The sequence below is a fragment of the Haloferula sp. A504 genome (genome assembly GCF_044385805.1).
GTDB lineage: Bacteria > Verrucomicrobiota > Verrucomicrobiia > Verrucomicrobiales > Akkermansiaceae > Haloferula.
This window is the reverse complement of the sequence record NZ_JBISBU010000020.1, coordinates 37,056-59,198: the sequence shown is the minus strand read 5'-3', so window position 1 is coordinate 59,198 and position 22,143 is coordinate 37,056. Positions and strand designations below refer to the sequence as shown.

Genomic DNA, 22,143 nt, shown 5'->3' with positions numbered 1-22,143 from the left:
TCAGCCGCGTGGTTTGCGTTCGCCGATGCGGGGGATCCGCTTGTCGAGTTCGTTGATCTCGGCCAGGGCGATGCCCTTCCAGATCACCATTTCACCATCGGTGACTTGCTGGTCGATGATGACTCCATCGACGATGCGTCCGTTGACCCGGGCGATCATCCAGCGGCCCATGTTGGCGGCGGTAATGGCGCTGAGCCGGTTGGTTGGACCCCCCTTGAGCTTGAGGAGGACGCCGTAGCCGTCGCCATCCTGCGAGGGGAAGGGGTTGAAGGCGGCGATGTCGGTCGGGCCGATTTCCGGCACCCGGCGGAAGACGCGTTCCCTTCCGGCGACGAACTGGGTGAAGATCATCTTCGGGTTGTCGCCGGGATTGGTCTCAAGATGAAAGGCGATGCCTGCGGCGCCCTCTTTCTTGCCGCCCGCCTGGAGCGGCACGGCGACGAGGATCAGCAGGAGAATGGCACGGAGGGCGGTCGTCATTGGCAGATCAGAGCATGGATGCCACCAGCTTCTCAAGCTTCACGATGTCGGCGGAGAACTTGCGGATGCCCTCGGCGGTCTTTTCCGTTGCCATGGCGTCCTCGTTGAGTGCCAGGCGGAAGCTTTTCTCATCGAAGCTGGTCTTTTCGACATCGGCTTCCCGCGCGGCGTCGGGCGAAAGCGCACGATCGAGCGGTTCGGTGGAGTTCTGGAGTTCTTCGAGGAGCTTCGGGCTGATCGTCAGCAGATCGCACCCGGCCAGGGAGGTGATCTGGCCGGTGTTGCGGAACGAGGCACCCATGACCTCGGTCGGGTAGTCGAACTTCTTGTAGTAGGTGTAGATCTCGCGGACCGACTGGACGCCGGGATCGTCTTCCCCATGGTATTCCTTGCCGGTGCTGGCCTTGTACCAGTCGAGGATGCGCCCGACGAAGGGGGAGATCAGCTTGACGCCCGCCTCGGCGCACGCGACGGCTTGGGGAAACGAGAAGAGCAGGGTCAGGTTGCAGTGGATTCCCTCCTTTTCGAGGATCTCCGCGGCCCGGATGCCTTCCCAGGTCGAGGCGATCTTGATCAGGATGCGATCGCGGGAGATTCCCTCCTGTTCGTAGGCCCCGATGAGTTGGCGGGCCTTGGCGATGGTCCCCTCGGTGTCGAAGGAGAGACGGGCATCGACCTCGGTCGAGACCCGCCCGGGCACGATCTTGAGAATCTCGATTCCGAAGAGGATGAGAATGCGGTCGATGATGGCCTCGACGCGACCTTCGGCCGGGGAATCCCTGAGTTCCGAGACGGCCTGGTCGACAAGATGCCGGTATTCTTCCTGGCCGACCGCCTGCAGGATCAGCGACGGATTGGTCGTCGCATCCTGTGGTTCATACTCCTTCATCGACTCGAAGTCGCCGGTATCGGCGACCACCGCGGTGAACTGCTTGAGTTGGTCCAGTTGGCTGTGGCTCATACGGCGGCTGAGATAGGCGTGATCTTCCCACCACGCGAGGGAAAAGCCGGGAAAAGCCGGGGACTACCGCAAAAACGGCCGCTTACGGGCAAGCGGGTGGCCCGTGTCGCGCGGGTTGCTCACTACTTGACGCCCGCACCGGTTCCCGGGAGGAAGCGGTAGTAGGTTTCGAGCATCAGGATACAGAGGCAGGTGCGGTAGTGGACGTCGCTCTGGAAGAGCGCGCCGACGGCATTGAGCTTGTTGCCACCGCCCGGAGCCTTCCACGAGCCGTCCGGATTCTGGTTGTCGAGGAGTTCGTCGCGGAACATCTCGTTGTATTTCTTCCAGTCTTCGCCACCGCGGGCGATCATTGCCTGACTTTCGTAGTAGTGGCCGTAGAGATCGGCGTCCGCGGTGTCGTAGTCGAATTTCGAGTGTTTCGAAATGTAGCGGGCACCCTTGCGGACCGCACCGACCGATCCCTTGTCCCACATCTGGAAGGAAAGCATGCCGGCACCGGTGAGGGTGTGGTAGCCGTTCGGGGCGTGCCCGGCACCCCCTCCTGGCCGGTAGCCGAAGCCGCCATCGGAAGACTGGCAGGATTCCACGTAGTCGAGAGCCTTGCGGATGCTGCCCTTGAGGTTGCGGAAATCGAGGCCGGTATGGTAGCAGGCCTTCAATGCCTGGATCTGCCAGGCGACCACCGAGAGGTCGCCGCCGCGGCCGCTGTCCTCGGAGTAGCCGTAGTCCCAGCCGCCCGTCTTCGTGTGCTGGTTGTCGATGATGAACTGGCCGGCCTTCTGGGTGACCTCGGCGAGGTTGGGGACATTCAGCCCGAGCTGCTTGCAGAAGGTGGTGGCCTCGCCGAGGGCGTAGGTGGCGATCGCGTGCTGGTAGGGCATGGGATTGCCCGGATCGGTGTTCAGCCGGCCATTTTGCTTCATTCCGAGATCGATGAGCCAGACCATGCCCTTGAGCACGGTTTCGCCATATTTCTCGGAAAGCGGGGTCTCGCAGTGACCGAGGTAGCAAAGCAGGGCGAGCCCGGTCATGGCGGACTTGTGGCTGCCGCCCCACGAGCCATCGGCATGCTGGGTCGCCTGGAGCCAGTCGAGTCCCTTGACCACGGCCTCCTCGCATTTTTCAGTGCCTCCGCTCTCGAGCAGGCGCTGCATCCGGTCTTCCGGCGAGCACCGCTTCTGCATGGTGGCGGGAATGCTGCCGAAGCCACCGCCGCCGCCTCCATCACCGCCGGAACCCCAGCCGTCGCCGAAGTCATCGCCATTTCCAAAATCCGTGGAAGGCTCGGGGACATCCACTTCCGGCACCGGGACCGCTGTCGGCGAACTGGTGTTCGCGGCAATCACCTTCGCCATTGAAGAGGAGGGGGCCGAAGGTTTCCTTTCGACGCTGTTGGTGAGCTTTTTGGTCTCCAGCTTGTCTTCGTTGCTGGAAGGAGCGGCGTAGCTGATGATCCGGGGCGTGTTCTTCTCAAGCGCCGGCAACAGGATGAAGGCGAGGATCAGACCCAGGAAAACGATTACCAGCAGCGAGATGACGATCGAGGAGATCGTTGAGACCCGGCGCTGGGCCTGGAGTCGGGCTTGAGCTTCGGGGCTGAGTTGGGCGTGGAGGCTCATTTTATCAGGTGCTTTGGTGAAATTATGGCGGATTTACCGCCTTGCCAGCTGAAAAATCAGGGATGGATGGTGCCTGTGCCGCCCCCGAACGATCAAGGGGGACCGTTGCTTGGATGAAATTTCGGGAATTCCGGTTCAGGGTAAACCCGAGCGAGCTCAAGGCAGTTCGCCGTCCGGACAAGGGTGATTTCGTTCCTTCTGGAAAGTGGCACGAACCACGCTATCTTTCCGCCCCAGCGCCATTCATCATGAAATTCAAACGCCCCTCCAGAGACCGCGGCTTCACGCTGGTCGAACTGCTCGTGGTCATCGTCATCATCGCCGCGCTTGCCTCCCTTGCCTTCATGTTTGCAGGAAAGGGGATTCTCAAGGCCCAGCAGGCGAAGACCCTTCAGCAGATGCGGGACTTCGGTCTCGGTGTCGAGGCGTTCAGTATCGACTACAACCGCCCGCCGATTCCCAAGTCCAAACTGGATACCGGCTACGACACCATTTACGGCGATCCGGGTGGCCTCTACGGCAGCGAGGTCATCGTGGGAGCGCTGGTGGGCGAGAGCGTCGAGTATTCGACAGGAACGGACGAGGTGTTCAGCACCCGCCAGATGAATCCCCGAGGTGAGAGCTACGTGACGCCCATCATCGTCGACGACAAGCGGTCGGGGGTCGGGCGCGAGGATGGCAAATTGTATGACTCGTGGGGGAACGAGATCATGATTGCGATCAACACGCCACCCTTCGAGAACGAGTTCTCCGACGGGCAGCGGGACAAGATTCTGTACACCTGGGGGCTTGCCGAGTGGAGCGACAAGAAGCCGCGATTCCAGAATTACGTGCTGTTGTCCTACGGCAAGGACGGGGTGAAGGCGGATGCCTACGCCGGGTCCGACGACGTCGCGAATTTCTGACCTGCCCTCGGGCAGGTTCAGGGCTTCGCCGAGAACCGGTGGACCATGACGTGCCGGTAGGTTTCTCCGGGGCGCAGGACCGGTGACGGGAATCCCTCCTGGTTCGGAGCGTCGGGGAAGCTCTCCGTCTCGAGGCACACGGCGGCGCGATGTTCGTAGACGGTGCCGTTCTTCCCGGTGATCGTGCCGTCGAGGAAGTTGCCACCGTAGAACTGGATGGCCGGCTGGTTGGTGAGCAATTCCATCACGCGACCGGTCTTGGGATCTTCAAGCCGGGCCGCCAGTCCCAGTTCGCCGTCCGCGGCTTCGTTCAGGACCCAGCAGTGATCGTAGCCGAGGCCCAGCTTCAGGGCCTCGAAATCCGCTTCGACCCGCTGGCCGATGGGAGTGGGTTCGGTGAAATCCATCGGAGTGCCCGCAACGGGCGCCCGTTCCCCGGTCGGGATCAGCCCGGCATTGGTCGGAAGGTAGTGGTCCGCGTTGAGGGTGAGCCGGTGGTCGTTGATCGAGGTGACCGGATCGGCGGAAAGGTTCCAGTAGGTGTGGTGGACGAGGTTGACGATCGTGGGGGCATCGGTGGTGGCGGTGGCTTCCCAGATCAGCTCGTTGTCGTCGGTCAGGCGGTAGACGACCTTTGCCGTGAGGGTGCCCGGATAGCCTTCCTCGCCATCTGCGGAGACGTATTTGAGGGTGAGCGAGGACGGGGTATGCTCTTCCAGCGTCCACAGCCGGCGTCCGAAGCCCCGGTCGCCGCCATGCAGGTGGCAGGGAATGCCTCCCGGATCGTTGTTGGTGGCGAGCTGGTAATCCTTGCCGTCGAGGCTGAACTTGCCGTGGGCGATGCGGTTGCCGTAGCGGCCGACCGAGCAGCCGAAGTAGGGGTTCTCGTCGCTGTCGTAGCCGGTGACGGAATCGTAGCCCAGGGTGATGTCGCTCAGTTGGCCCTCCTTGTCCGGGGCGGTCAGTGAAACCAGGGTCGCGCCGAAGTCGGTGATCCGGGCGACCATGCCGTTGGCGTTGGTCAGCGTGTAGAGATGGGCGTCGCGGCCGTCCTGGATTTTGCCGAAGTTTTCCACGAGAAGTTCGTCAGGGTTGGGGTTGCTGGCGCTGGAGGGTTTCTGACAGCTGACGAGCAGCGCGGCAACTGCGGTGGTGATGAAAAAAATCCGGATCACGTTCTTTTTCTGGGTTGGGAGAGTGAAGGCTGGCGGATCGGAGGATGTAAAGGGTCCTCTGGCGGAAGCCCCGGGATCCAAGTGGCGGAACCAAAGAAAAACCCCTGCGGCCTTTCAGCCGCAGGGGTGTTCGAATGATGGTGCTCGAGGGGGGAATCGAACCCCCACGGCCTAAGCCACATGATCCTTAGTGGAGCGTGGAATCACAAGTCACTGGCTGTCAGTTTCTAATTCTTCCACATGTAAACGTTTCGGCATGTTTTGCTCGCATTTCATGGCACAAGATGGCACTATCGCTGTGCCAAGCGTGCCCTAACAAATCGCCGTGCGGGCTCATTTTGCGTTGAAAATCATGCCGCCAAAATCATGCCCCGAAAACTTGCGCTCCAACCCGTGTTCATCGAATCGCGCAAGCGCTGGCGCGTGGATATTCCGCCCCACATGGCCGACGACGGCAAGCGCCACCGTGCGCACTTCCGCAACCGTGACGCCGCCCGCGACTTCATCGCTAAGTTGAATCCCCGCGACCCCGAGGCGACGCCCGCAAAGGCGATCAATCCACGCCTAGCCGAAGACGCCGACACCGCCCGCGAACGTCTCCAAGAGGCGGGCCACGACGTGACGCTTGCCGAGCTTGCCCGCCAGCACCTCGAAGCGCTCGAAGCGCTGGGCGACGCTGGGAGCCTGCTGGAAGCCGCCCGCGCCTATCGGAGAACCCATGACGCTCGCGAGGCGTCAAAGCCGCTGGGCGCTGCCGTTGAACGTTTTCTCAAGCTGAAGGAGGAACGGTTTGAGCGTGGCAAGCTCGCGAAGGACACGCTCAGGGGATACCGGGGAGCGCTCAGGAATGCCCTTGCTCCGCTGGCTGACATGCAGTTGTCCGACGTTGAGACAGCCGACCTAGAGGGAGTGCTTGAGTCTTACGCCCCGACCACGCAGGAATCACATTACCGATACATGCGGGCTTTCTGGCGCTGGGCAGCGAAGCCGCCGCGTGAGTGGTGTTCGTCAGCCGCGCTCTACGGGCTGGAGTTTGAAGACGACGACGACGACGCCGACATTGAGATACTAAAGCCAGCCGAGGTTCGCGCCCTACTCGGGGCCGCAGAGAAGTGGAGCCCCAATGCTGCCGTCGCTTATGCCTTGGCTGTCTTTGCTGGGGTTCGCATGACCGAGCTTTCAAAACTCTGTTGGCGGCATATCGGCGCGAAGGGCGTGGAAATTGACAAAGACGTTGCAAAAAAGAACAAGCGACGGAATACCCCGATTTGTCCGACGCTCGCCGCATGGATTACGGCCTATCGACCAGTGGACGCGGACCCCGACGACAAGATTGTGGGAACCAACTGGCGCGAGGTTAAGAACGCCGTCCGTAGGCTTGCGGGGTGGGAAGTATCCGCCCGCCTGCTCAACAATCCACCCAAACCGACCCGTGGACGGTGGCCCAAAAATGCCCCGCGCCACACCTGCGCGTCCGTCTTGGTCGAGACGGGCGAACCCCTTGAAACTCTGATCTTCAGATTTGGGCATTCGGGCGGGCACGACACTTTGCGGAGGCACTACGTCCGACGCATGGAGTCAGACGACGCAGCGGAAATCCTCAATATTGGACCCAAGGGCAAGATGATCAAAACCACCAAAGCCGCCTAATAATGAGGACTACCCTTAAACGACTGACGCATGAGCAACTCGCCGCGCTGGCCGCTGCACTGCCGACGGGAGATGCCAACGAGCGGGTGAATCTGGCCGCTGAGATCTGGAAAGCGGCGGGTGATCTGCTTGTGAACGACGAGTTTTACGCGGATATGGCCGCCAAACAAACGCGCCCCCTTCAAGAAGTTCTTTGCGATGCGATGCCGAAGGCGAGCCTTGGCGACCGGACAGCTGCTTATCGGGAGTTTCTGATTTCGTTGGAGCATTACAAGAAAGGTGGCCTTACCCAAGACCAAGCCAGAGACATGGCGGTTGAACTCCTTACCCAGCACCGGGAAAAAGGGGTTCCCAATGCCCAATGGCATTTAGGAGCGTTTCAGGAGTGGCTTGAGAGACGGAAGGCTGCCAACTATTCCGAACGCGGCAAGAAAGGTGCGGCTGCGAAAAGGGCGAAGAAATCGCTTGGTGCGAAGAAGTCGGGCAAAAAGCGGGCCAAGCAAGGTGGTTCGCCGCGCAAGTAGAGAAGCGCCTCTGCTAAGCGCAGATGGCGTCCCGGCAAGCAACTTAGAGCACAGCGTAAGCATCTAAGGGTAAGTGTTTTGGGTGAATTCTGTTAGGATATTAGTCTTGTCCCATGGAACTAAATCCAAACCGCGCAAAGCGCGAAACCACAACCGACACGGGCAAGTCCCGTGAGACCACGCTGCCCCAGCTCGTCCGGGCCAGCGCATTAACCAAGCCCGAGGGACCTCTGCCCGTCACTTCCCGCTGCCTACTACAGTGGGCGGAAAAGAAGCTGGTGCCGAGTTTCAGAGTCGGCGGAACCGTCATGTTCGACCCTGCCGCTGTGTTCGAGAGCCTCAACCGGGAAGGAGCGCGGAAATGAGCATCATCCCTAACGAAAGCGCCCCGCCAGCCGGGGCCGAACGGAGCGCTCTTTGGAAGGACTGCCAAGACGCTACCAATCAAGCCACCGCACTGCAAGGCAACAGCGAGGAGTTCGATAGTGACTTCCCCATTGAATGTCTGCCACTTCCGATGCGTATCGTCGTCGAAGAGGTTTCTCGGGTCACCCCGGCCCGGAACCTACCTCTCGCTGCCGCGACGGCTATCGGCACCATATCCGCTGCATGCGGAGCTGGAATCGAGATTGCTACCGGCCCGAACAGAACGACGAGAGCAAATCTCTTCATCCTCGGGGTGGCAGAGTCTGGAACCGGCAAGTCTGAGAACTTCCGGTTTGTAGCACAGCCGCTTCAGGAGATCCAAGCAGCCGCAAGCGAGCAATTCCGCGAGGCGATTTCGGGCGAGATTGATACCGAGCTTGATTTTGTCGAGGAGCGCCGGAAGGGCGCGCTGAAGCAGGCGGCTCGTTGCGACGACCCGAGCGAACGTGCCATGCACAAAGCCGAGCTAATGGAAGCAGATGCCCGGAAGAAGGAACTGGAGCAAAGACGGAACGCAGAACCGACCTACGTGGTCAGAGACATTACGCGGGAAGCCCTGATCGACCTCTTCAGCAAGCAGAACCGCGAGAGCATCGCGTCCTTCTCTGCCGAGGCACGCGGCATCTTAGGGGTGATCGACGGTCGGTATTCGAGTGCGTCGGATGAAGATGTCTACTGCGCCAGCTACTCGGGTGACGCGCTATCCACTCATCGCGTGGGACGAGCTTCTGTGGCGCTCAAGCGCCCCTGCCTCACCGTCTGCTGGTTCGTTCAGCCCGACGCTGCCTCGAAGTTGCTGGTAAACTCATCCATGACGGGGTCGGGACTCCTCCCGAGATTCCTGCTATTCAACTCCAACGCCGAGCCGCTGGAAGACACCGGGGGCATCGATCCCGTACCCGACCGGATTCTCAGCGAATGGTCGAGGATCGTCAGAGATCTTGTGAAACGGTTCTGTGACAGTGATTCCACGCGAGAAGTCCCCATCATCGAGCCCACCCCCGAAGCAGCTGAGGTAATCCGGGAATATTTCAACGAAGCTGTGAGGCTGCGCCGTTCGGATGGTCCCCATCACGACCTCGCTGCCTACCTTGCCCGGTGGGCGGAGAATGCGTGGAAGCTGGCCCTCGTCTTCCATGTCGCGAAACACGGACTTCGGGCTACCGAAAACCAGCTCTCTATCGACACGGCAAAGGATGCCGTTCGTGTGATGCGTTGGTTCAACGAGCGACAGATCGACGTGCTTCGTGGGTCCCAGCGCGACCAGCTGAAGAAGCGCCACGACAGGCTGCGCGAAGTCCTCACTGATCGCGGCGGGGAATCCAGCGCCCGTGAACTCGAAAAGAGCCACGGATTCAAGTTGGAGGAGATCGAACAGCTGGCTGCTAAATTCGACGACGTTCGCGTCGGGAGACGCCAACAGCATGGCGGTGGCCGTCCATCAATCCGCGTGAGGCTTCGGACATCACGGCAACTCAATGGCTTCAACCACTGACCCCACTACCAGAACCCCCATTACTCCCAAAACTCGGCAGTAATGGGGGTTTCGGGGGTTTTGGAACCGGGGGTGGGACGGATTTTCTGCCTTACCCCATCACTCCAAGGCCCTTTACCCTTTCGTTTGGCAGCTGAAACATCGATAAAATAAAGGATCTCGGCTAGTTTCTGGCACAAACGGAAGGAGAAAAATCATCCCCTAATTTACCTTATTGCAACTGTTTTGCGTTAATGGCGACCTTTAGTCAACAAAAGGTCGAACGCCATGGTCGGCGGGCGCTGACTCCGCGACATCTTGACTCTCCACTTCAGAGGATCAGCATGAAAGGGAAAGCAGAACCCCTGATCTAATGAAGCTGCCGCACCTGCCCGCGCTCGTCCTCTTCTCAGTAATAGCGACGGCTTCGGCGCAAGTCATCGTAGAAGACGGATTCGATTCTCTTCCAAATGGCGCTTTTCTAAACGGGGCAACCTCGGGAACGGGGCAATGGACCGGGGCGTGGACCATCGACGACTCCCAACGGCTCCGCATCGTGTCGAATCCCGGTGGGTTTGGCAAAACGGCTCCGGGTCTGGGTTCAATTTCAGGCGGCCCGAAAAGTCTGGAGCTGACGACCTCCACTGGCTCATCGACGGCACTCCGTTCTTACCCACCAATAGACATTCCGTTCTACATCAGCTTCTTACTCAGTGTCGAAGGAGTGGGGACAGGCGGTGGATTCATTGATCTCATCTTCACGAAGGGCGCGGTTGAAGATGTTGCCCTTCGCATCATCCCTGACTTTGAGGAAGAGTCCCGATTCTCCTTCAACTACACCCGGTATGCCTCCGGCTACTTCGCAAATACTGATACCGCCGATCCCCAAACGTTGTCTTCACCCTATATCGTGGTGGTTAAGATCCACAATCCAGAGATCGCCGGATGGGCGACTCCGCGATTCAACCCAACCGCAGCGACGAACTATGATCCGAAGAACTGGGCAGGCACTTACGAGCCGGGATTCTTCGACAGAATCGGTCTCCGCGTGGGCCGTGACTCAACGAGCGGCACTGATTCCGTGTTCCGCATTGACGAGCTGACCGTCGGATTGACCCGCAGCTCCGTTCTCCCAGACGCTTCTCCATCAAGTGTGATGAGTGCGCCGACCATCGAGATGATCCCCCGGTTGTCCTGGTATGCGGCACCCAACAAAACCTACTACATCCAGCGCTCACTGAATCTTGATTCTTGGACCACGGTGACGACCCTCAGCGGTTATGGCTCTCAGCGGCAGTGGGCTGACAGCGGAGGTCCCAGCAAGGCATTCTACCGGATTGTCGAGTCGCCTTGATCTGCTGCTGCGGATTGACCACCGACGAAGGAACGAACAGGAAGCGAATCGAAAGGGCCGAAAAGCTCGAAGTTCTGAAGAGTGCCACCGATGAGGAGTTGCTTCGGACGCCTTCGATCTCGGGTGACACAAGCCTCAATCCTTTGGCGCCATCTGCTCCCGAGAGCCACAGATGGGACAGCATGCCGCATTCTGGCTGGCCGCAGGCTGTTGCTCCGGATAGGTAAAGCACCAGTCTTTCTCCCTCTGACATGCCAGACGCCACCACCCCCGAGGCCATCGACGCTTTCATCAGCCGCTGGCAGTCATCAGGCGCCGCCGAGCGCTCGAACTACGCTCTTTTCCTCTCGGAACTCTGCGACCTGCTCGGCGTCCCGCGCCCCGACCCCTCCACCGACCAGAACGAGCTCAACGACTACGTCATTGATCGAGCCTTCACCCGAACCGACAAGGACGGGAACCGTGCCACCGTCTATCTCGACCTCTACAAGCGCCGCTTCTTCGTGCTCGAAACCAAGCAGGGTTCCAGCGGAGAGGGCGACCGCCTCGGCCACGGGCGGCGCGGCAGTCAGGGTTGGGACAAAGCTCTCGACAGGGCATACCATCAGGCCCGCGAATACATCCGTGACCTGCCCGCCGACCACGGCCGCCCGCCCTTCCTGATCGTCGTCGATGTCGGCCACTGCATCGACCTCTACGCCGAGTTCACCGGCACCGGCGGCACCTACCTCGCGTTCCCCACCCCCGCGAGACGCCGGATCTTCCTCGAAGACCTCCGTGACCCGGACATTCGCGAGCGCCTGCGCACGGTCTGGACCGATCCCCATTCCCTCGACCCCTCGAAGTACGCCGCCAAGGTCACCCGTGGGGTTGCCAGTATTCTGGCCGAGCTCGCCACCTCGCTCGAAAAGGACGGTCACGACCCCCAAGTCATCGCGATTTTTCTTCAGCGCCTACTCTTCACCCTCTTTGCCGAGGACATCGAGTTGCTACCCAAGAAGTCCTTCGAGGAACTACTCACCCACACCGCCGCCAGTCCCGCGGGCTTCGCCACCCTCGTCACGGCCCTTTGGAATGACATGGCGACTGGTAACGACTACTCGGCCGCAATCCGAGCCAAGGTCGTCTACTTTAATGGGGGGCTCTTCGAAAACCCGAGCGCCCTGCCGCTCAACGCGGACCAGATCAAGCTGCTCATCGACGCCGCGAAGCAGGACTGGAAGGAAGTGGAGCCTGCGATCTTTGGTACCCTGCTCGAACGAGCTCTCAACCCCCGCGAGCGCCACAAGCTCGGTGCCCATTACACGCCCCGCAGCTACGTCGAGAGGCTCATTGAGCCCACACTCATGGCGCCGCTGCGCGACCAGTGGTCGGCCGTCAAGACCGCCGCCGCCCTGCTTCACGAACAGGGCAGGGACGACAAAGCCCGTGCCGAGATCGAAAACTTCCACCGCCTGCTCTGCGACACCCGCGTGCTCGACCCCGCCTGCGGCTCCGGCAACTTCCTCTACGTCGCCCTTGCCCGGATCAAGGAACTTGAAGCCGAGGTGCTCGACCTGCTTGAAGAACTCGGCGGCAACCGCACGCTGGAGATGGACACCGCGCGGGTTCGCCCGTCGCAGTTCAAGGGCATCGAGCTCAACCCCCGCGCCGCCGCCATCGCCCAGCTCGTGCTGTGGATTGGCTACTTCCAGTGGCAGCTCAAGACCACCGGCACCGCCGACACCAACGACCGCCCGCTGCTGCGCTCCGAGAACACCATCGAATGCCGCGACGCCGTGCTCGACTACGACGAGCGCATCCCCCGCCGCGATCCCGACACCGGTGAGATCCGCACCATCTGGGACGGCCGCACGACCAAGCCGCATCCGGTCACCGGCAAGGAAGCCCCTGACGAAACCGCCCGCACCACCGTATTCGACTACACCAATCCCAAACGTGCCGAATGGCCGGAAGCGGATTTCATTGTCGGGAATCCACCATTCATCGGAGCCTCACGCATGCGCGACGCTCTCGGCGACGGCTACACCGAGACTCTACGCAAGGCATGGAAGGGCAAGGTTCCCGATTCTGCCGACCTCGTCATGTTCTGGTGGCACAAGGCCGCCGAGTTGCTCGCTGCGAAGAGGATCGAGCGCTTCGGCTTCATCACCACCAACTCCATCCATCAAACCTTCAATCGCCGCGTCCTCGAACCTTTTCTTGCCAACGACAAGAAACCCATCCACCTCGCTTACGCCATTCCCGATCATCCGTGGGTCGACTCTGCCGATGGGGCCGCCGTACGAATCTCGATGACTGTCGCCGACAGCGAACGACTCGATGGAGTTCTTGAGGAAGTTGAAGGTGAAAAGACCGGAGACGACGGAGAGAACGACGTGAGCCTTGCGCGGAAAACAGGGAACATTGCCGCCAACTTACAGCTCGGCGTGAATACAAGCTTAGCGAAGCCATTGCTTTCAAACGAGGGCATTTCAAATAATGGTGTAATCCTCGGCGGTAAGGATTTTCAGGTTTCTCACACCCAAGCTCTCGCTCTTGGGCTAGAAAACAACCCAGCGGGGAAGCGTCATATCCGAAGGTACTTAGGAGGATCATCCCTCACTTCTCGATACGAAGAAAGCTATGTTCTCGATCTATTTGGGCTAACTGAAGCCGAGCTTCAGGACCAATTGCCCGGTGTCTATCAGTGGGTTCACACTCATATCCGACCGAAACGCCTTCAAAACAAGCGGAAGGGTCGCCGGGAGAATTGGTGGCTTTTCAACGAGAGTGTCCCAAAACTCCGACGGATGCTTAGCGGCCTGCCGCGATTCATTGGCACGACTGAAACTGCCAAACATCGGATCTTTTCATTTCTGGAAGGGGAAATCTTGCCCGATCACATGGTGATCTCAGTTGCGCACGACGACGCCTCGATCCTAGGGATTCTCTCTTCGCGTATTCATGTATTATGGTCGTTAGCGCAGGGTGGCACACTTGAGGATAGGCCCCGATACAACAAATCCCGCTGCTTCGAAACCTTCCCCTTTCCCGCTCTCGAAGAAGGACCCTTGAAAAAACGTATTCGCGACCTAGGCGAGAAACTCGACGCGCATCGCAAGCGCCAGCAAGAGCTTCATCCCGATTTAACCCTCACCCGTATGTACAACGTCCTCGAAAAGCTCCGCGTCGAGGAACCCCTCACCGACAAGGAAAAGAACATTCACGAAGCGGGCCTCGTTACCAACCTCAAGCAGATTCACGACGATCTGGATGAAGCCGTCTTCGAAGCCTACGGTTGGTCCGACATCCTCGAAGCCAAGCGCATGCTCCCCGGCATGAAATACGACTTCGAAACCGGCAGCGCTGCCGTTATGGAACTCGAACCCGGCAGCATCAAAGGCTTCACGCGCGAAGCCGAAGAAGAGATCGAGCAGGAACTCATAAAGCGTCTCGTCGTCCTCAACCAAGAGCGCGCAGAGGAAGAGAAGCGCGGCCTCGTCCGCTGGCTCCGCCCTGAATACCAAGCACCCGACGAAACCGGCGTCCCCGCAAGCGAACAGAAGCAGATTGAACTCGAAGCGGAGTCTGCGAGCACCAAGCTGCCCGCACCCGCCGCGAAGCAGAAGTGGCCCACCTCCATGCCTGATCAGGTAGCCGCCATCCAGCGCCTGCTGCCCGCTATCGGCCCAGATGCTTCAGAACTCGCCGCCTGCTTTGGCAAGCGCACTCAAGCCCGCATCCGTACCATCGGTGAGATCCTCGACACTCTCACCGCACTCGGAAAAATCTGACCGAAACACCCATGGCCATCCCCGACTTTCAATCCCTCATGCGTCCCTTGATCGAGGCCCACGCCGACGGCAAAGAGCACCAGAACCGTGATCTCGTCCAACAGCTTGCCGATCAGTTCGGCCTGACCGAGGAGGAGCGCCGCGAGATGCTCCCCAGTGGGCGTGCCAAGCTTTTCGACAACCGGGTCGGCTGGGCGAAGAGCCACGTAGTGCAGGCAGGGCTTCTGGAGTCACCCCGACGGGCGGTTTCCACCATCACCGAGCGGGGCCGTCAGGTGCTCGCTGACAATCACGAGCGAGTGGATCTCGGAGTTCTTAGGCAGTTCGAGGAATACAGGGAGTTTCGCAACCGCCGCAAGGAGGCGACCGGCGAGACTGACTCGGACGATGATGCCAATGACGATGCTCCACCCGAGGAAATGCTGGAGAATGCCTACCAAAGAGTCCGACGGCAGATTGAGGCCGACTTACTGAGGCAGGTCATGGACAACCCACCAGATTTCATGGAGCGGGTCGTCGTCGATCTGGTTGTCCGCATGGGCTACGGTGGCAGTCGGAAGGACGCTGGAGAGGCACTGGGTAAGTCGGGTGACGAGGGAATCGACGGCATCATCAAGGAAGACCCACTGGGCCTCGACATCATCTACCTTCAGGCAAAGCGATGGGAAGGCAGCGTGGGCCGCCCGGAGATCCAGAAGTTCGCCGGTGCCCTCCAAGGCCAGCGTGCCCGCAAGGGGATCTTCATCACCACTTCCAACTTCACCGCTGAGGCTCTGGAATACGTTTCGCGCATCGACTCCAAGATCATCCTCGTTGACGGCACTCGTCTTGCTCGTCTGATGTTTGACCACGGCATTGGTGTCGCCACGGCTTCAACCTACGAAGTCAAGCGGATCGACTCCGACTACTTCGCTGAGGCGTGACCATCTTGCTGCGTTCATGGGCACTTGCGGGCAAGCTCCTTGGTGCATGTCGAGCCTCCCGTCAGAGGCCCCACCGTGAAGATCACCGTCCGTCTGAATCCCTCGCATTCCACTCCGTGCGAGTCAGGTAGGATGCCGACTTCGTTTCCGTCAGGAGGTAGCGTTTAGGGAGCGGCCCGTCCTCGGCCTTCCGCCCCCTGGGGCACCATCCTCCGTGCGGAAGACCTGCGGCAATCGCGGCATCAAGTCCGGCTCGATCTGCTCCCGTCTGACCTCCACTGACGATCCGCTCGATCATTGCCGGAACTCAAGCCGAAGGCTCCCCGAAAAGCGAGGACTCAAGGGCCAAGTCATCCACTAGAAAATCTCCTCACCCAGCACCGGATCTTCGATTAGAGCGACTCGAATGTCCGCCCAAGCATCTACCGCACACTTGATAGCAACCTCTGCCGCATCGCGGTTGCCCGCTTTCGCGTGGAACACAGCAAGCGCGTGATAGAATCCCGCTGCCGTTTCCCTGTCGGCTTCCTTGCCCTCTCGAAGGGTGGCGGCGAGGTGCTCGCCGATTTCCCAAGCACCGACACCGGGGCAGCACCGCAGGCGGACACGGAGCGCGGCGGGCGTGGCGCGTTCCTCCGCTGGGAACGCCTCCAGAGCTTCCCACGCGTCTTGCCAGAGTCCGAGGTCGGCCAGTCCTTCCGCTTCGCTCAACATGCCGCAGGATTGAATCCACGGCTCGCCTTGGCAACGGACATCCGCCACCCTCCCTCCGTGAACTGCTTCGAGATCCACCCACGCCCCACCGGAGACGGCGTGAACCTGTCAGGCGAGACGCTGGGCGGGGCTGCTGGCTGTCACTGGTTCCGCTCCGTCCGTAGCGCGGCAGAATACGCTCTTCACCGAGCCGGGATGCTTACCGACGATTCCAAGCTGATTGTCCATCGCCCGGACGGCACAACGGAGGAACGCGTGATGGGGTGCAGCGGATCACCTCACCTCGCCATGAACACCGCCCCGGCGTCATGGTTCTGAGGCGTCACACGGCGCTCCTGCTGGCGCTCCTGCTGGCGCTCGTCGCGTGCGACCGGAGTGCCACCCCTGCCGCTCCGTCCAAGCCCGCCAGCGAGCCACAGGAGGCACCCGGCCAACCGGAGCCGCCTGCCCCCACACCACAGGCGACCAAGCCTGCTCCGATCCCGTTCGAGATCGTCGGAGAAGTGGCGGGCTTAATCGACCCCGTGCGCCTCGACGGACTCCAAGGCAAGCGAGCCGCCAACCGCTCCTTGCGCCGTGTCTGCTTCGTTCTTGAGTCCGCCCGCCAGGGCGGACACCCCCCGGCAGCCATAATTGATGCCGCGCAGGAGGCTCTGGAAGTGTCTGGCACCGCTCGGGCTGAAGCGGTCAAAGCCTCCCTCATCCGCAACCTCGACATTCTGGAAAAGCTGGGATGCCTCGAACCTGCTGGCATGGCCAAGCTGGAAACGAGCAATGCCCCGACCATCACCCGAGGGCCGTATGCTGGCGACATCGCCTCAGTCGATCACATCATCCCCCGGAGCGTCTGCGAAGAACTCGACGAGCGGCTCTACAACCTCGAATTCATGCCGTCCCGGATGAACTCCGGCAAGGGGAACCGCGTGACCGAGCGGAAGGTTCAGATCGGAAGGCGCTGGAATCGGCTGGGACTGCTGTCCGACGCTGGCCTGCAAGCAGTGGAACTAGCTGCTGATCGAGGCTGATCCGTTTGCATGACCGCCACGCTTCTAAGGTCATCATGCCAGTCCGTAATCCCGCGCTGGGGGCGCCGGTGAAAGAGTGACCCAAATCCAAGGCAGTCTAGAATCAGGGGCGGCTAAGTCACCTCGTGAATGGCCCTACTTGGTGCGCCAGACGGGAGTTCGGTCCACTAAATCCTCTACCCGCGACACCCAACCCCTGTCATCAAAATACACCCGGAATGAGTAGGGCTGGAAAGTAATTACCTCATAAATCGGGATGCGAGTCACGGTGTCGATATCAATTGTGTGTCCTTCCACACGTGCAGTGCCTGTCCCATAGGCATTCTCATACCGCGTACGGGACAGCGTTACCGCCTTCGAGGTGTAGAGAAAACAATCGGCACCTCCAATAGTCTCGACGCGATCTGGCTGACCTAGTCGGATGCGCACCACGTCCTTATCCACTTCCCGCAAAGGCATATCGAAGACCTCAAGATGTAGCATAATCGAATTAGAATTATTAGGGTTAGGTATCCGTGCTTTCTTACCAGCGATGATCACGGTCGCCCCGCTTTCATCATGGGAAATGTACTTCACCCAAGTCTTCTTGGGAATCAGGGGGATTTCCTGCCCTCCTCCCAAGGGCTTCGCACTGTGCTTGAAGCCGTATCCATACTTCCAGCGGCAGTAGTCTCCTGAAATCAGACCGTTGCTGCCCGCAAGCACACGCAAGTAAAGGGCCCTTACTTCTCTGGTTCTCTCTACGCCCTCGGGAATGAAAACTGGCACCCCCGACAGGGCCTGCGCACAAGCCACTGGCCCCGAAACAGCAAGTGTGACGCAAAAGATGCCGACCTTGAAGTATACTCCTGACTCAAACCTCATAGCAAAATACGCATAGTCCGTTTGGTCCCGGCCTGTCAAGGATCACTGGGGAAACGATGACAGCGGATCACGGATAGCCAAAATCTCGATTGGAACAAAGGCCGTCAGGTGAGGTCAATATACGCTTGGTTAATGCCAATTTATGCAGAGCGACTGCTGTTGCTGAAGGAGGCAGCCGCCTGATAGAAACCGTTGATGCGGATCGTGCTGCTTTCACTTGGGCTAAGCGTAATCTTCGCGTGTGGCTCCGAGGCCGAAGCCGACACGTGGAAGTCTGCAGACGGCCGAACGCTGGAGGCTACCGGGCTTTATTGGACCGCTGAGGGCGTGCAAATGAGGCGAGCCTCTGATGAGAAGGAATTCGTGGTGCCCTTCGACTCACTGTCGACTGCGGACGTGATCCGCGCTGTCGAAGCTCTACCGTTTCAATGCAATGACCAGATTTCACTGCGTGCGAGGACGGTGAAAGCGGAGAGAGAGAAGCGAGCGCGAGAAACCGGCAACTTGATCGTGACCGTTACGGAGTACAGCTACAATGGCTATGTTTGGGAAGAGGTTGACGTTCGACCGGAGATTGATCGCTACAAGGTCTCCCACCGATTAGTAGAAGTCGAGCTAAGCTCGACCTTCGGTCCGGGATATGCCGGGTTGGAGTTTTTCACCATTGCGGGAAAGGGAGCGGAGAAGCAGATATTTGATGCTGAGTATCAGGTTGTGCGATTCGAGAAGAGTGGGAGCGTTAAGGAGTTCAGATGCAATGAAGTCGAGGACTTCGAGGGCTGGGTCGTTGTGGCCAGAAGCCCAAACACGGGAAAGATCGTAGGTGTAACGGGGTCGATGAAGCACCTTGAGGATTTTGTGGTTGGGAAACTCCCAGAGAAGGCCATCATTAAGAGTGACCATCAAGGCCTCAGGAACAAAATCATCGCCGCAGCTAAGAGTCGAGAATAGGCCTGAACCGAGTCACGAGTCCATCTAGTTTCATGGCCGCCGTCTGCTTCAGCGACCCCCGCTGTCAGGGAAAACGAGCACTCTACAGTCTACACTTGCAGAACCCGCAGAGCATCCCCTTCTTCACGGAACTCCACGAGATCGGCAGCGATCTTCCGCTTCAGATTCAGCGCGGCACTGTCGCTGATCCCGCAGCGCCTGCCTGCCTCCCGCATCGTCTGGCCTTCGAGAAGCGCACAGACGGCAACCCGGTAGCGTGGAGGATGGGTGTCTAGGAACTCCTCCCAATCGAGATTCCGCGCAGCCTCCTCGGCAGGATCAGTGCCTGTGCCAAGGTAGTCGCACAGCGGCATCGCCTCTTGGAGTGCGCCGGACTCCCCATCCTCAAACTCAACCTCCTGATCGAGGTAGGTAAAGCGGGCTTTCCCGTCCAGTTGGCACCCCGGTGACATCGCGTCGCCACGGCCAGTGTAGTGGCTCCTACGCCCGCTTCTGAGCGCCTTGGCGGCGTAGTGGGCAATGTTGCCAGCCGTGAACTTCCGGCCCTTCTGAGAGGCCGAGAGCATCATTCTAGCAGCCATCAAAGTGGCATCCTGAACCAGCTCCTCTTCGTCATCGGAACCCACAATCGGAACGGTCGTCAGGTAGGCTTTCAGGCGGGGTAGGACATCGTTGACCAGCATGGTGCCGAGCGCGGCATCCAAGCAGGGGGTGGCGGAATCTTCCGCTTTGTGGGTGGCGGCTTCTTCGCAGCCATTGGTGTGCATCTTCATCGTTTCGTTTGGTTGAAGCCGTCCTCCCCGAAGGCGCTGCCCGTACACGCAAAAGCCCCGCTCTAGGCGGGGCTTCGGCATGCCGGTGAGTCCGGCGGTGTGTTTGTTCGTTGTGTCTGTTTTTGCTGGAGGCTCAGCCTCGGAAAGCGGTGCCAAGTCGGCAGATCGGGAACCCGTTCAGGGACTCCTTCGGTGGTTCAACGACCCGGTGGCGGATGAGCTGGTCAAGGCAGCCATCCATGTCTGGGTAGTCCTTCACGGCGACATGGCCGGGAGGGATGCCCGGTGTCCACGCGGTGGCCGTCATCAAGGGGCCATCGTGGTCTGTCACCCGCAGGGCGATGCCACCACGGGCGTAGTCGTCAATCGTGACCACGGCGATGGGGCTGACGCCAAAGATCGAAACGAAGTTCGGGATCATGACGGAGTGCCATCGTGGCCGGGTGCCGGTGGTTCGGCGGTTGTTGACGTAGGATGCAGCGGCGTGGTCGTGTCTGAGGGCGCCCCGGCAAGTGGGGCACTGGTTATTGCGTTTCATTCTCTGTTTTGGTTGGGGCGGCAGACTCGCCAGCCGCCGTGGCGTTGGGATCAAGGTCCCGAGAACGAAAGAGCCCCGCGAAGTGCGGGGCGTGGGCTTCAAGAAGCTGGATTGAGCGGTGGCGTCAGATTTCTACCTAGACGGCGGGGGGTGGGGTCGCGTCCGCCAAGAGCCACCCGGATCAGGAGAAAGTGACAACGAGAACGCGCGTGAAAAAATTCTCAGATGCACTGGGTCAACCTTTTGTCGCCAAAAGGTCGTGGCTGATCCCTAACGTCTCGCCTTGTCAGGGGCCTTCGTTCCTGCCATAGCGGCGATGCTCAATACTGACCGGCGAATAGGTCGATGCAGTCGAAATACTTCCTTCACAACCGCGGCTCTGTTCAAGGCCCATACACAGAGCAGGAATTGATCTCCCGCTTACAGGCTGGCTTGGTCCATGCGACAACGTTGGTATCATCAGCGGACTGTGACCCACAGCCGCTCGGCGATCTGCTCCCATCAATTCGGCAAGAAAGCCCCGCTGAGGAAGTAACCGCTTCCAAGGACCATCAGTCTCTGCCATCCAGACCCTCTCCGTCCAAGCCGTCGCGGGCTCGTCCAAAAGGCTCCGGGATGGGGAGGCTTGCGTTTGCTGTGATATTTATCGTGGTGATTCTAGGAGCAAGCTACCTAGCTGCAGCTATGAATCCGTATATTGGCGGTTTATTGGGGGCAGCTTTCCTGCTTTACCCGGTTAGTCTAAGACTGGACAACATCGGACGACGGCCACTCAGTTGCTGGCTGATATTCGTTCCCGTCGTAGGGCTCTTTGTCATCCTCCAATGTCTAGTGCTTCCGGCAAATTATGAGTTCGATCGCAAGCTTGATCGGGCTCCGGCAATCATCATCATTGCTTTGATATTGCTCTATTGGATAGCGATCATAATCACTGAACATTGATTTGGTGATTACTGTTTAAACGCTCAAGAATGGCTTCTGAGACGCCTCTCGGCCATTGGCCTACTGATACTCATTTAGCATTCAAACTCGTCAGAAGCGATTCTAGGGCTTTCTAGGGGGTTTTTAGGGATACCGAAGTATCTTCATGCCCAAATGCGGGCCCGAGGACACCAATGCTACCCGGACTGTAGAAAGTGACAACGGGTTCCCGAGAACAACTGCTCACGTGGCTGGGGAGCCTTTTGTCGCCAAAAGCCTCCTTAGTCGTCTCCTTCGTGCTTGCCTGACAGTCCAGCTAGCCAAAAACCGACACCGGTCATCATTGCGATGCCTGCCACGAACGACACGAACACGCTGAATTGCCCCAAGCTCAAAACACCGGACCGATTGCTCCGAGACAATCCGATGGGATGCTCCGTTCCCCAGAAGGACCAGTTACCCACATATTCGTAACCCGACAGCGGATTGTGGATCAGGGTCGCAACAATAATCGCAGAGAACCCCAAAAACAGCACCCTTCTCTGGGATCGCGGCAATCCTGCCACCCACGACCGAAACCGCGCATAAACGTCCTTCACACCATCACGATCTGATAGCGACCCCTTGGGCGTCAAGCCTGTCATCCAAATGCGGGTCCGGGGACGTTATCCCCGGTCGGGGTCTGGGGTGAAATCCCAGATTGGCGACAAAAGCTTCTGGCACTGCGATCGATGGCCACGGTTGCGCGGGGTCTGTGGGTGCCAGTCGAATTGCGCGGATCGTATCCCCCTAATCAGCCGAGGGCTTTGGTCGGGATCGCTATCAGAGATCCCATTGGTAGGCTTTTGAGTAGGATGAGCGTGATCAGCAAAGCGTCGTGCCCGCACGAGTTGGCACACCACTTGGCACACCTTGCCGCCCTGACACAAAGAAGCCCGCCTTTCGGCGGGCTCTAAGCCTTTGGTAATCAAAGAGTGGTGCTCGAGGGGGGAATCGAACCCCCACGGCCTAAGCCACATGATCCTTAGTCATGCGCGTCTACCAATTCCGCCACCCGAGCAGGTCTGGGAAATCGTGGGCGGCGGAT

At 59.6% G+C, this 22,143-nt stretch carries 18 protein-coding genes and 1 tRNA gene; 9 read left to right on the top strand and 10 right to left on the bottom strand.

Going from position 1 to position 22,143, the window contains the following annotated elements:
- The 3 genes from ACG2LG_RS11660 to ACG2LG_RS11650 all read right to left on the bottom strand — a co-directional run bounded on the left by ACG2LG_RS11660 (position 1) and on the right by ACG2LG_RS11650 (position 3,063).
- A complete protein-coding gene (locus ACG2LG_RS11660; RefSeq protein WP_396259168.1) occupies positions 1-480 on the bottom strand; it encodes a hypothetical protein in 480 nt (159 codons plus the stop codon).
- Positions 481-487: 7 nt separating this feature from the next.
- Positions 488-1,441 carry a transaldolase gene (gene tal, locus ACG2LG_RS11655; protein ID WP_396259166.1) on the bottom strand — a complete coding sequence of 318 codons (954 nt, stop codon included), beginning with the start codon at positions 1,439-1,441 and terminating at the stop codon, positions 488-490.
- A gap of 122 nt (positions 1,442-1,563) precedes the next feature.
- Positions 1,564-3,063, bottom strand: a complete 1,500-nt coding sequence (locus ACG2LG_RS11650) for a prenyltransferase/squalene oxidase repeat-containing protein (protein ID WP_396259164.1) — start codon at positions 3,061-3,063, stop codon at positions 1,564-1,566.
- A 248-nt stretch (positions 3,064-3,311) separates the two neighbouring features.
- Here ACG2LG_RS11650 and ACG2LG_RS11645 point away from each other — a divergent pair, with 248 nt between their 5' ends.
- A complete protein-coding gene (locus ACG2LG_RS11645) occupies positions 3,312-3,968 on the top strand; it encodes a type II secretion system protein (RefSeq protein ID WP_396259163.1) in 657 nt (218 codons plus the stop codon).
- Between the two features lie 17 nt (positions 3,969-3,985).
- Here ACG2LG_RS11645 and ACG2LG_RS11640 read toward each other — a convergent pair whose 3' ends face one another.
- Positions 3,986-5,143 carry an aldose epimerase family protein gene (locus ACG2LG_RS11640; RefSeq protein ID WP_396259161.1) on the bottom strand — a complete coding sequence of 386 codons (1,158 nt, stop codon included), beginning with the start codon at positions 5,141-5,143 and terminating at the stop codon, positions 3,986-3,988.
- A 366-nt stretch (positions 5,144-5,509) separates the two neighbouring features.
- Here ACG2LG_RS11640 and ACG2LG_RS11635 point away from each other — a divergent pair, with 366 nt between their 5' ends.
- From ACG2LG_RS11635 to ACG2LG_RS11610, 6 genes are all read left to right on the top strand, one after another.
- Complete coding sequence (locus ACG2LG_RS11635; RefSeq protein ID WP_396259159.1) at positions 5,510-6,793, top strand: tyrosine-type recombinase/integrase; 1,284 nt, start codon at positions 5,510-5,512, stop codon at positions 6,791-6,793.
- 2 nt (positions 6,794-6,795) lie between these two features.
- Positions 6,796-7,317, top strand: coding sequence for a hypothetical protein (locus tag ACG2LG_RS11630; protein WP_396259157.1), 522 nt, complete (start codon positions 6,796-6,798; stop codon positions 7,315-7,317).
- Between the two features lie 361 nt (positions 7,318-7,678).
- Positions 7,679-9,238, top strand: coding sequence for a YfjI family protein (locus ACG2LG_RS11625; protein ID WP_396259156.1), 1,560 nt, complete (start codon positions 7,679-7,681; stop codon positions 9,236-9,238).
- A 352-nt stretch (positions 9,239-9,590) separates the two neighbouring features.
- Positions 9,591-10,571: a hypothetical protein gene (locus tag ACG2LG_RS11620; protein ID WP_396259154.1), complete on the top strand. Its 981-nt coding sequence runs from the start codon at positions 9,591-9,593 to the stop codon at positions 10,569-10,571.
- Between the two features lie 251 nt (positions 10,572-10,822).
- Positions 10,823-14,347 carry a class I SAM-dependent DNA methyltransferase gene (locus ACG2LG_RS11615; protein ID WP_396259153.1) on the top strand — a complete coding sequence of 1,175 codons (3,525 nt, stop codon included), beginning with the start codon at positions 10,823-10,825 and terminating at the stop codon, positions 14,345-14,347.
- Between the two features lie 11 nt (positions 14,348-14,358).
- A complete protein-coding gene (locus ACG2LG_RS11610) occupies positions 14,359-15,270 on the top strand; it encodes a restriction endonuclease (RefSeq protein WP_396259152.1) in 912 nt (303 codons plus the stop codon).
- Positions 15,271-15,352: 82 nt separating this feature from the next.
- Here ACG2LG_RS11610 and ACG2LG_RS11605 read toward each other — a convergent pair whose 3' ends face one another.
- Positions 15,353-15,568 (bottom strand): YpsA SLOG family protein, encoded by a 216-nt coding sequence (locus tag ACG2LG_RS11605; RefSeq protein ID WP_396259151.1) that lies wholly within the window; start codon positions 15,566-15,568, stop codon positions 15,353-15,355.
- A gap of 59 nt (positions 15,569-15,627) precedes the next feature.
- Positions 15,628-15,984: a hypothetical protein gene (locus ACG2LG_RS11600; protein ID WP_396259149.1), complete on the bottom strand. Its 357-nt coding sequence runs from the start codon at positions 15,982-15,984 to the stop codon at positions 15,628-15,630.
- Positions 15,985-16,247: 263 nt separating this feature from the next.
- Here ACG2LG_RS11600 and ACG2LG_RS11595 point away from each other — a divergent pair, with 263 nt between their 5' ends.
- A complete protein-coding gene (locus ACG2LG_RS11595; protein ID WP_396259148.1) occupies positions 16,248-17,009 on the top strand; it encodes a hypothetical protein in 762 nt (253 codons plus the stop codon).
- Positions 17,010-17,144: 135 nt separating this feature from the next.
- Here the strand turns inward: ACG2LG_RS11595 and ACG2LG_RS11590 are convergent, their stop codons facing one another.
- Complete coding sequence (locus ACG2LG_RS11590; RefSeq protein ID WP_396259146.1) at positions 17,145-17,720, bottom strand: hypothetical protein; 576 nt, start codon at positions 17,718-17,720, stop codon at positions 17,145-17,147.
- A gap of 348 nt (positions 17,721-18,068) precedes the next feature.
- Here ACG2LG_RS11590 and ACG2LG_RS11585 point away from each other — a divergent pair, with 348 nt between their 5' ends.
- Positions 18,069-18,824, top strand: coding sequence for a hypothetical protein (locus ACG2LG_RS11585; protein ID WP_396259144.1), 756 nt, complete (start codon positions 18,069-18,071; stop codon positions 18,822-18,824).
- 89 nt (positions 18,825-18,913) lie between these two features.
- Here ACG2LG_RS11585 and ACG2LG_RS11580 read toward each other — a convergent pair whose 3' ends face one another.
- The 3 genes from ACG2LG_RS11580 to ACG2LG_RS11570 form a co-directional block, all read right to left on the bottom strand.
- Entirely contained in the window at positions 18,914-19,597 is a 684-nt protein-coding gene (locus tag ACG2LG_RS11580; protein ID WP_396259143.1) for a hypothetical protein, read from the bottom strand.
- Positions 19,598-19,730: 133 nt separating this feature from the next.
- On the bottom strand, positions 19,731-20,018 hold the full coding sequence (locus ACG2LG_RS11575; RefSeq protein ID WP_396259142.1) for a hypothetical protein: 288 nt from the start codon (positions 20,016-20,018) through the stop codon (positions 19,731-19,733).
- A 2,013-nt stretch (positions 20,019-22,031) separates the two neighbouring features.
- A tRNA-Leu gene (locus ACG2LG_RS11570) sits at positions 22,032-22,116 on the bottom strand.
- Between the last annotated feature and the right edge of the window lie 27 nt (positions 22,117-22,143).

Bases quoted from the DNA above. Each gene is read 5' to 3' on its own strand.
- ACG2LG_RS11630 (WP_396259157.1), top strand. From the start codon at position 6,796: ATGAGGACTACCCTTAAACGACTGACGCATGAGCAACTCGCCGCGCTG.
- ACG2LG_RS11635 (WP_396259159.1), top strand. From the start codon at position 5,510: ATGCCCCGAAAACTTGCGCTCCAACCCGTGTTCATCGAATCGCGCAAG.
- ACG2LG_RS11585 (WP_396259144.1), top strand. From the start codon at position 18,069: ATGCGGATCGTGCTGCTTTCACTTGGGCTAAGCGTAATCTTCGCGTGT.
- ACG2LG_RS11625 (WP_396259156.1), top strand. From the start codon at position 7,679: ATGAGCATCATCCCTAACGAAAGCGCCCCGCCAGCCGGGGCCGAACGG.
- ACG2LG_RS11605 (WP_396259151.1), bottom strand. From the start codon at position 15,568: ATGATCGAGCGGATCGTCAGTGGAGGTCAGACGGGAGCAGATCGAGCC.
- ACG2LG_RS11575 (WP_396259142.1), bottom strand. From the start codon at position 20,018: ATGATCCCGAACTTCGTTTCGATCTTTGGCGTCAGCCCCATCGCCGTG.
- ACG2LG_RS11580 (WP_396259143.1), bottom strand. From the start codon at position 19,597: ATGAAGATGCACACCAATGGCTGCGAAGAAGCCGCCACCCACAAAGCG.
- tal (WP_396259166.1), bottom strand. From the start codon at position 1,441: ATGAGCCACAGCCAACTGGACCAACTCAAGCAGTTCACCGCGGTGGTC.
- ACG2LG_RS11615 (WP_396259153.1), top strand. From the start codon at position 10,823: ATGCCAGACGCCACCACCCCCGAGGCCATCGACGCTTTCATCAGCCGC.
- ACG2LG_RS11650 (WP_396259164.1), bottom strand. From the start codon at position 3,063: ATGAGCCTCCACGCCCAACTCAGCCCCGAAGCTCAAGCCCGACTCCAG.
- ACG2LG_RS11660 (WP_396259168.1), bottom strand. From the start codon at position 480: ATGACGACCGCCCTCCGTGCCATTCTCCTGCTGATCCTCGTCGCCGTG.
- ACG2LG_RS11645 (WP_396259163.1), top strand. From the start codon at position 3,312: ATGAAATTCAAACGCCCCTCCAGAGACCGCGGCTTCACGCTGGTCGAA.
- ACG2LG_RS11620 (WP_396259154.1), top strand. From the start codon at position 9,591: ATGAAGCTGCCGCACCTGCCCGCGCTCGTCCTCTTCTCAGTAATAGCG.
- ACG2LG_RS11600 (WP_396259149.1), bottom strand. From the start codon at position 15,984: ATGTTGAGCGAAGCGGAAGGACTGGCCGACCTCGGACTCTGGCAAGAC.
- ACG2LG_RS11610 (WP_396259152.1), top strand. From the start codon at position 14,359: ATGGCCATCCCCGACTTTCAATCCCTCATGCGTCCCTTGATCGAGGCC.